4 protein-coding genes and 1 pseudogene are annotated in these 6,714 nt (G+C 43.8%); all 5 read right to left on the reverse strand.

The window, feature by feature from the left end:
* Positions 1 to 284: 284 nt before the first annotated feature.
* The gene (locus AB1422_14835) at positions 285 to 1,307 is read right to left on the reverse strand and encodes a hypothetical protein (GenBank protein MEW6620588.1); all 1,023 of its coding nucleotides are present in this window, start codon (positions 1,305 to 1,307) and stop codon (positions 285 to 287) included.
* Positions 1,308 to 1,803: 496 nt separating this feature from the next.
* Positions 1,804 to 5,139, reverse strand: coding sequence for an IS200/IS605 family transposase (gene tnpA, locus AB1422_14840; GenBank protein MEW6620589.1), 3,336 nt, complete (start codon positions 5,137 to 5,139; stop codon positions 1,804 to 1,806).
* A gap of 345 nt (positions 5,140 to 5,484) precedes the next feature.
* A pseudogene (locus AB1422_14845) lies at positions 5,485 to 5,613 on the reverse strand (GxxExxY protein).
* A 293-nt stretch (positions 5,614 to 5,906) separates the two neighbouring features.
* Positions 5,907 to 6,146: a YgiT-type zinc finger protein gene (locus tag AB1422_14850; protein ID MEW6620590.1), complete on the reverse strand. Its 240-nt coding sequence runs from the start codon at positions 6,144 to 6,146 to the stop codon at positions 5,907 to 5,909.
* 15 nt (positions 6,147 to 6,161) lie between these two features.
* Positions 6,162 to 6,473, reverse strand: coding sequence for a hypothetical protein (locus tag AB1422_14855; GenBank protein ID MEW6620591.1), 312 nt, complete (start codon positions 6,471 to 6,473; stop codon positions 6,162 to 6,164).
* Between the last annotated feature and the right edge of the window lie 241 nt (positions 6,474 to 6,714).

A 6,714-nucleotide genomic window follows, 5' to 3' on the forward strand; every position in this document is an offset into this window, starting at 1 on the left:
AAACGGTTTCAAGCAGTCCTGGTCCAAGTTCCTTATGCACCGCAACCGCAACATCAACTATGATTTTCCCGATTTCATTTTCATTCATCTTTGTGTCCTTTGCGTCTCTGTGTGAGTATTTTTATTAGTCTAACGATAGAGTTCAGGTGCGGCGGGGAGAATTACCACAAAAGTTTGATAGCAAGATAAAACTTTGAGAGACTACAAAACTCTGACCACGGCACAGTCCCCCGCCGTCAACTGCAACGCAGGGTTAGACAAAAGCTTCTAATGAACCAGTCTCATCAAGAGGTTGATATTGCTCGTCCCCAGCTATCAAATGCACGAACATTACTGATCCCTGTTAAATCCAATTGCATCCCCCAGATATTCCTTCTGGCATCATCTGATAGTTTCCAAAATTCTCTTTGCTTCATTTCAGTTATAAAGTGCTTTCGGATAGTACAACTCTCAAGGATATGAGAATAGGCAAATGTAGCAAGTTGCTCCATCTGACGAGTTCGGTGTAAGGCAACCATTTTTCTGTCATGTTCAGGATACGACACTACTGCTTCCTTCCAATCATTGAGATGCTCAGTCATACTGCGCAACTCAAATGCTTCTTCTATGATTTGTTTTGTATGCGTACTCGCTTTTGCGAATGTTTGACATCGATGTGTAAACTGTCGCTTAGTTTTGCCGACTTCTGGCAAAATCAGTGCTTCTAATGACCGAACAAATTGATGGATTCGCTCGTCACTATGCTCTTTTTGCAAACCATCCATTAGTACCCTCCAACCCCATTTCAAGCGTTTGAAATCATTAGGGGAAGAGTCCATTTCATCACGGGACTTTCTCAGTTGAACAGCTTTCTCCAGACGCTCTATGGTTACAGGGGTTCGAGAGTAACCCCTCGTTTGATAGAAAAACGGAAACTCACTCATTTGGCGAATCTCGGACTTTCCGTCAAAAAAAGATCCACACAGCAGGTTTGCACCCTCGTACTCTATGACCCCAGAAAGTTGTAATAAGCAGAAAGTTTGCGAAAGCCTTTTTTGGAGTTTCTTATGGTGTTCATCGAGCACCTGTGGATTTGCACTACCTTCACTGACGATCATGATGAGATTGGAGTTTTCCAATCGCTCCAAGCGAATTGTCCCGATCCACTCTTTCCAATGAGTATCGATTATTACCGGTAATCGGACACAAATCCATGTTCCATCAGATAATCGGTGTTGGTAGTTTTGATCATCCGGAAAATCGGTGTAAACGTTCTCAACTGATAGTAGCGCAAACTTACCTTGTCCTACGAACGAAAGTTCAGCCATTTCCTAACAACCTTCCATCCTCTAAAGTGGCCTAACGATAGAGCTCACCTGCTGCGGGGCGGATTACCACCAAACTTTGTAAACAAGATAAAAGATTGAGATACCACAAAACTCTAATTACGGTACAGCCCCCGCAGTCAGGTGCAGCGCCGGGTTAGGCAATATCCCCTGGACTCAAGGTCTCCTCTGCTTGATTAGATTTTGCTCTCCTCTGTAGTTCCTATTTACGGTTGTAGTATGTCTCTCGTCCTTCGTTTTGGTTGTGGTTCCTGGTCCCTCGACCGCATACCCTAGTTCTCTGTGGATGCTGACCGCTATCTGATTTTCTCTGGTTCGTCTCTGCGGGAATGCTGTGAGAAACCTTCCTCCTGGTTGCCGCAACAGCTGTAATTGGATCATAATTTATGCGACGGATTCAAGTGCCTAACCTTAGATTAGGCAAAAATTAACCCCTCAATCGTCTCTAATAAAGTAGCCTGTCCCCTTTTCCCTTTTATTAAAAGTCAAGTTTTAACTGGCGTCTGTCTTCTTCTGCTCTTTGATATTGGATGTATTTCTGTATAGTTTGTGCAGTTACTTTGTCGCCGGTTGCACGTACAAAATATCCATCGCTCCACATTTCACCGCCCCAAAGTGACTTACGAAGCTTAGGAAATTCTTCAAATAGTTTTATAGCAGAAATGCTTTTTAGAATTTGTACCAACCGTGAAACGCTATAGCGAGGAGGTGCTGAAACAAAAAGATGAACATGGTCTTTCTCTATGCCTTGTTCCAAGATTTCAAATCCATAGCGTTCGGCTATTCCTTGAAATATTTCTTTAAGTCGTTCTGCTATTTTGTCGTCAAGTACTACTCGTCTATACTTCGGTATCCAGACAAAATGATATTTGAGTTCATATACAGCGTGACTTGCTCGTCTTAGCTCCACATGAGTTCCAGAAAGTAACGACTCGCTCTGACTGATGACGGTGACGTATGCTCGTGAATTGATGCCATTGGGAACTTCGCAGGTAAACTTCACTTGATTTTCACCTGGTTCGAGAATAGGCACATCGCCTTGGGGCGTCACTTCGCTGATTAGTTCGCCTTTGGGACCATAGAGTTTACAGTCGGACATCGAGTGGAACTCCAGATAACATCCACTTTCGATTTCTAGAGGAAAATACATCGTCTTGTCGCCGATGGTGACGGCAGGATTGCAAAGTTTTACATTGACCAGAGGTAACGCCCGGATTGAGCTTAGATAGCAGGTGACCGTTTTGTTAGGCGGAAGGTTGTTGTACCAAAGGCTTAGGGATTCCATCTGACTGTAGTTTACGGATTCGCGGTAGATTGAATAAATGCTACCGTAAGGCCACGAGTAGTCGGCATAGCGTTCTCCCTCCGGTTCGATTAGTTCAAAATAACGCCAACCTGTAAAATCGACTATCACGTAATGCTCACCAATCCCACTAACGAGATGTTCGGGACTTCTCACCTGGAAATTCAAAACTTCTCCCTGACCATCGCCGTGGATCCAAACTCCCATGCCCTGTTGCTGGCTGAGGTCTAACGGTGGCGAAAACTTCTTGCCCATTTTAGTCCATGTGCCTTGTCGATTTTCCAGATTACTTGACGCGGTATAGCGTCCACTTATTTGTCCAAACTTCACTTTCACTGACGAAGGTTGTAGTTCTGCGGTAATTCCCGATGCTGTATCTTGTTCTGAAAAATCACCAACATCGGTGAAGTCCGTTAGTATCGCATTTTCTGGGTCATCATACGGTCCTGCCGACATCAGTGATTCGATGCGCAGTTGCACCGGTTGTTCGCCAAACTTATTGTGCGTTTTCCAAACGTTGCTCCATCCGTCGATGCCCTCCACTTTGTGTTTGACATACTGAATCGGCCTCAACTTCCATTCTCCGTCGTCGCTTTGTATTAATTTGAACTCATCGCCGGGAACTCTCAACTTTGCTTTGACAGATTCAGGAAAATAATTCGCGTGGCGCAGATTTTCATATCTTTTCATGATGGCGGCTAATCTTGGCAAGGCGGGAATATTGGAGACATTATCGGGGTTAATTCCCATGATGGCTAAACCTGTATCAGTGCTGAGACATTTGCCGCACAGATATTCTATATCATCAGCGAAGGTCGGTTCACCCTGCTGATTAGACCAAGTTTTAAACGCCCACCACCCAAGTTGCCCTGGTAAAAACATGCGGCGGCATTCTTCGTTGGCTTCGCAGTGGATGTCGATGAACTTTTTGTGGCTGCGCGTCGGATGGTCCCAAGCTCCCAGACGAGAACGGACATACCAGAGGTGATGGTGGAACGTGCTCATCTCCATAGCCGCCGGTCTTTTCAAATGTTTCCAAATCTCAAATACGTACTTCGACCCGTAGTGCCAGCCATTTTCCCAACCACCCAAGACATCCTCTCCATCCAGAGCATCCAGATACATCATGTCAAATCCACCTTCATTGAAGGCTTCCGCCGTCTTGGCCGCCACTTCGGAAAGAAGCGTCGAATCTCCATCTGGCGCAAATAGACCGAAGCATTCTTTTAGATGATGTACCTTTGCGCCTTTATTATGGGGCGAGGGTTTCGTACCACAAGCGCCGCGTTGGCAACCGGTGAAAGCGTAAGAAGACTCTTTGGAAACGCCGCTGTAGGTAATGAGTTCGTCGTTTATCTGAAGCGTCACGCTGTTGCGCACGAAAAATCCCGTGATAGCGGACATATCCTGCGTCGACTCGACTACTGGCACTTGGTCTGAATCCGCCGTCAAGGATTCCGCCAAAGTAAATGTCGCATCCTTCGCCAGCCGTGGGTCGGGCACAGGTGTCACCCAGGGACAGCTTTTGTCGATAAAAAACGCATACGTATGCAAACCAGCCATAATTCCCGCTTCATGTAGCTTATCTGTCACGGCTCTGAGACTGGCAAGTCCGCTCGGGTAAGTCTCTGGATTGGGTCGGCAGTCTCCGAATCGGAATGATTTGCCTCCGTGAAAATCGATTTGATTGATTCCGAGACTTTGTGCCAATTGAATCCAATCGTCCACCTTCTCTTCTGAAAGATTACCGAAGTTGAACAGGTATGAGCCTTTGCTGATTTCAGCGTCCAACGCCCACGGCCCGCCTACGGGCGACTGCGGCAACTCTTCGGCGGCGCTAACTACCTCCTGCATGACCCGACGGAGTTCGCTCTGAGGACATCCGATTATCGCAACTTTTGCTCCAGCAAAACCAAATTTCGGGTAGCACATCGCCCTTAGACGACTATTCGCACGAGGCAATTCATGAACATTGGTTTGCAGATTCAACGCAAGCGTGCAACCGGCGAACGGTTCTTCTGGAATTCCTTGAAGTGTGAGCGGAAGGTCAACAAATGTCAACTCTTCAACCTGTTCACCTGTCACAGATAAAACCTCCAGAACGAAATAGTGTTCCTTCGCCGTTACTCCTATCACAACGCTGACTTTCGATTCACCGAAGCGAACAGTTATTTTCCCGGCAGCGTATGATGCCTCAGAAGCATTGAATTCCTTATTCTCTTTCTTCACCCGTGCGAACGATGACTTAGGCTCTTGGACGCAATAATCTGTGTTAGTCCGGTTGTCGATGAAATGAAGATTAGTGCCATCTGACCCGATAACGTATCGGGCGTACTTATTCTCGATTGAGATAGTCATGATTCCCTCCTCTTCCCTACCGAGCCATTTTGTGAAGTAATTCGGAAGTCTAAAATGAAAACTCAGTTTCTGGGTTTCAACTGTAATTCTCCAGATATTCCTTAAAAGCTTCGCCCAATTTTTGAACTGATAGGAAATTACTTTTTGGTGCATTTTGGATGTTACCTTCAGTTTTGCCCGTTATGGGAATATTTTACCAAAATCTTTCCCTATGGTCAACAAAAATTTTTAACTGATCACCAAAAAAAGATCAAAAATTAGGTTCAAAAATAAGTTTGATGAGACAAAAACGAGAAAGTTTCATTTTAGCCATCAGATTTTGGACACACTTATCCTGCATGGTATGCTGAGGGGAGGAAAGTAGGATTACAAAACAGGTGAGAATTTAGGAAGGTTATCATCCACCAGAGGCATTTGCCATCATAAAACCACTTCTTAGGTTTTGGCATGGTCTTCAGGATTTCCTCAATCTCTTCTTCTTTATAGACAATTTAATGCTATCCCTGCAAGAGCCATTTCTCTGGCCAGGCATTGTTCGTAAGTAGATTCAAGTAAACCTGGGTCAAGAGCTCGATGCACCTCTATAGCACATCCAATAATTTTATTTGATAATGCATCAAATTTCACTTCGTGCCTTTCGTGGTTTAATCTCTTTTAGTCTAACGATAGAGTTCAGCGGCGGCGGGGAGGATTGCCACTAAACTTTGTAACCACGATTACCTATTGAAATACTACAAAACTTTCAATCACGGCACAGCCCCCGCCGTCCGCTGCAACGATTTGTTAGGCTTACCTTCTTCTACTAATTCTCACTGTTTTTCTGTAACTATTTTTAACTGAAAGACAAAGAGTATCCTCTTCTCCCCTTCTAACCCATTACAATGGGAGAGTGCCATTCCCAAACTATCTTATTCTTTAGGTCAAGCATGAACCATTATACCAGCTTTTGTCCTTGTGTGCCTCTTAGCAAAAGTTGGAGAATAGGCTTCAATTCTGCGCATAGCTTGCCTATCATAGACTCTTTCATCACAATCTGGACACACATAGAACTCTAACGATGGAACTGTATAGGATCGCCCTTGATACTTTTCAGTCCAGTCCTGCTTTACCTTTTTGATTTTATTACTACCGCAAGATGGACATATTGCAATTTTTATCATTGTTCTTATCTCCTTTCAAAGTGCTTTCTTGGAAGAAATGAGGAAGTAATAAGTTTCTTCTCCATCTTCACGAACGAATTTACCCTTAGAATAGATTGCCAATCCATCTAAGTTCGTGCTTTGAATGACATAAAGATATTCTCTGGAGTGTTTACGAAACGGACTCTCTGAGCGAATCGTCTTGTAAATAGCAACAGCATTGAGAATTGACTCAGCCACATCAAGTTCTCTAAAACAATCTGCCTCCATTTCCAAGCGTGCCTTTTCGCTAAAGGCATATCGCCTCTCAAGAATTGCTCGTTTGATTCGTACTAAAACATTATTCATTGTTTGTTTTTCTCTTATTTCACTTTCAATGCAACAGTAAGTAGTCTAACCTTAGATTATACTGCCTATTGGCAGTTTTATATTACTGCATTATAAGTTAGGCTATTTATAGAATAGCATAAATAAAATATTCTGTCAAGAAAAATTTTAATATCAAAATTAGAAAATACTGAAAAATAACATCCTGGTATTATACTGCCTATTAGCGGTTTTTATTTTACTGCATTATAAATTTTTTTCT

The sequence above is a fragment of the bacterium genome, assembly GCA_040757115.1.
Classification (GTDB): Bacteria; UBA9089; CG2-30-40-21; order CG2-30-40-21; family SBAY01; genus JBFLXS01.

What these genes read in the sequence shown, in the direction of transcription:
- AB1422_14835 (MEW6620588.1), bottom strand. Translation starts at nt 1,307, where the DNA reads ATGGCTGAACTTTCGTTCGTAGGACAAGGTAAGTTTGCGCTACTATCA.
- tnpA (MEW6620589.1), bottom strand. Translation starts at nt 5,139, where the DNA reads ATGCACCAAAAAGTAATTTCCTATCAGTTCAAAAATTGGGCGAAGCTT.
- AB1422_14850 (MEW6620590.1), bottom strand. Translation starts at nt 6,146, where the DNA reads ATGATAAAAATTGCAATATGTCCATCTTGCGGTAGTAATAAAATCAAA.
- AB1422_14855 (MEW6620591.1), bottom strand. Translation starts at nt 6,473, where the DNA reads ATGAATAATGTTTTAGTACGAATCAAACGAGCAATTCTTGAGAGGCGA.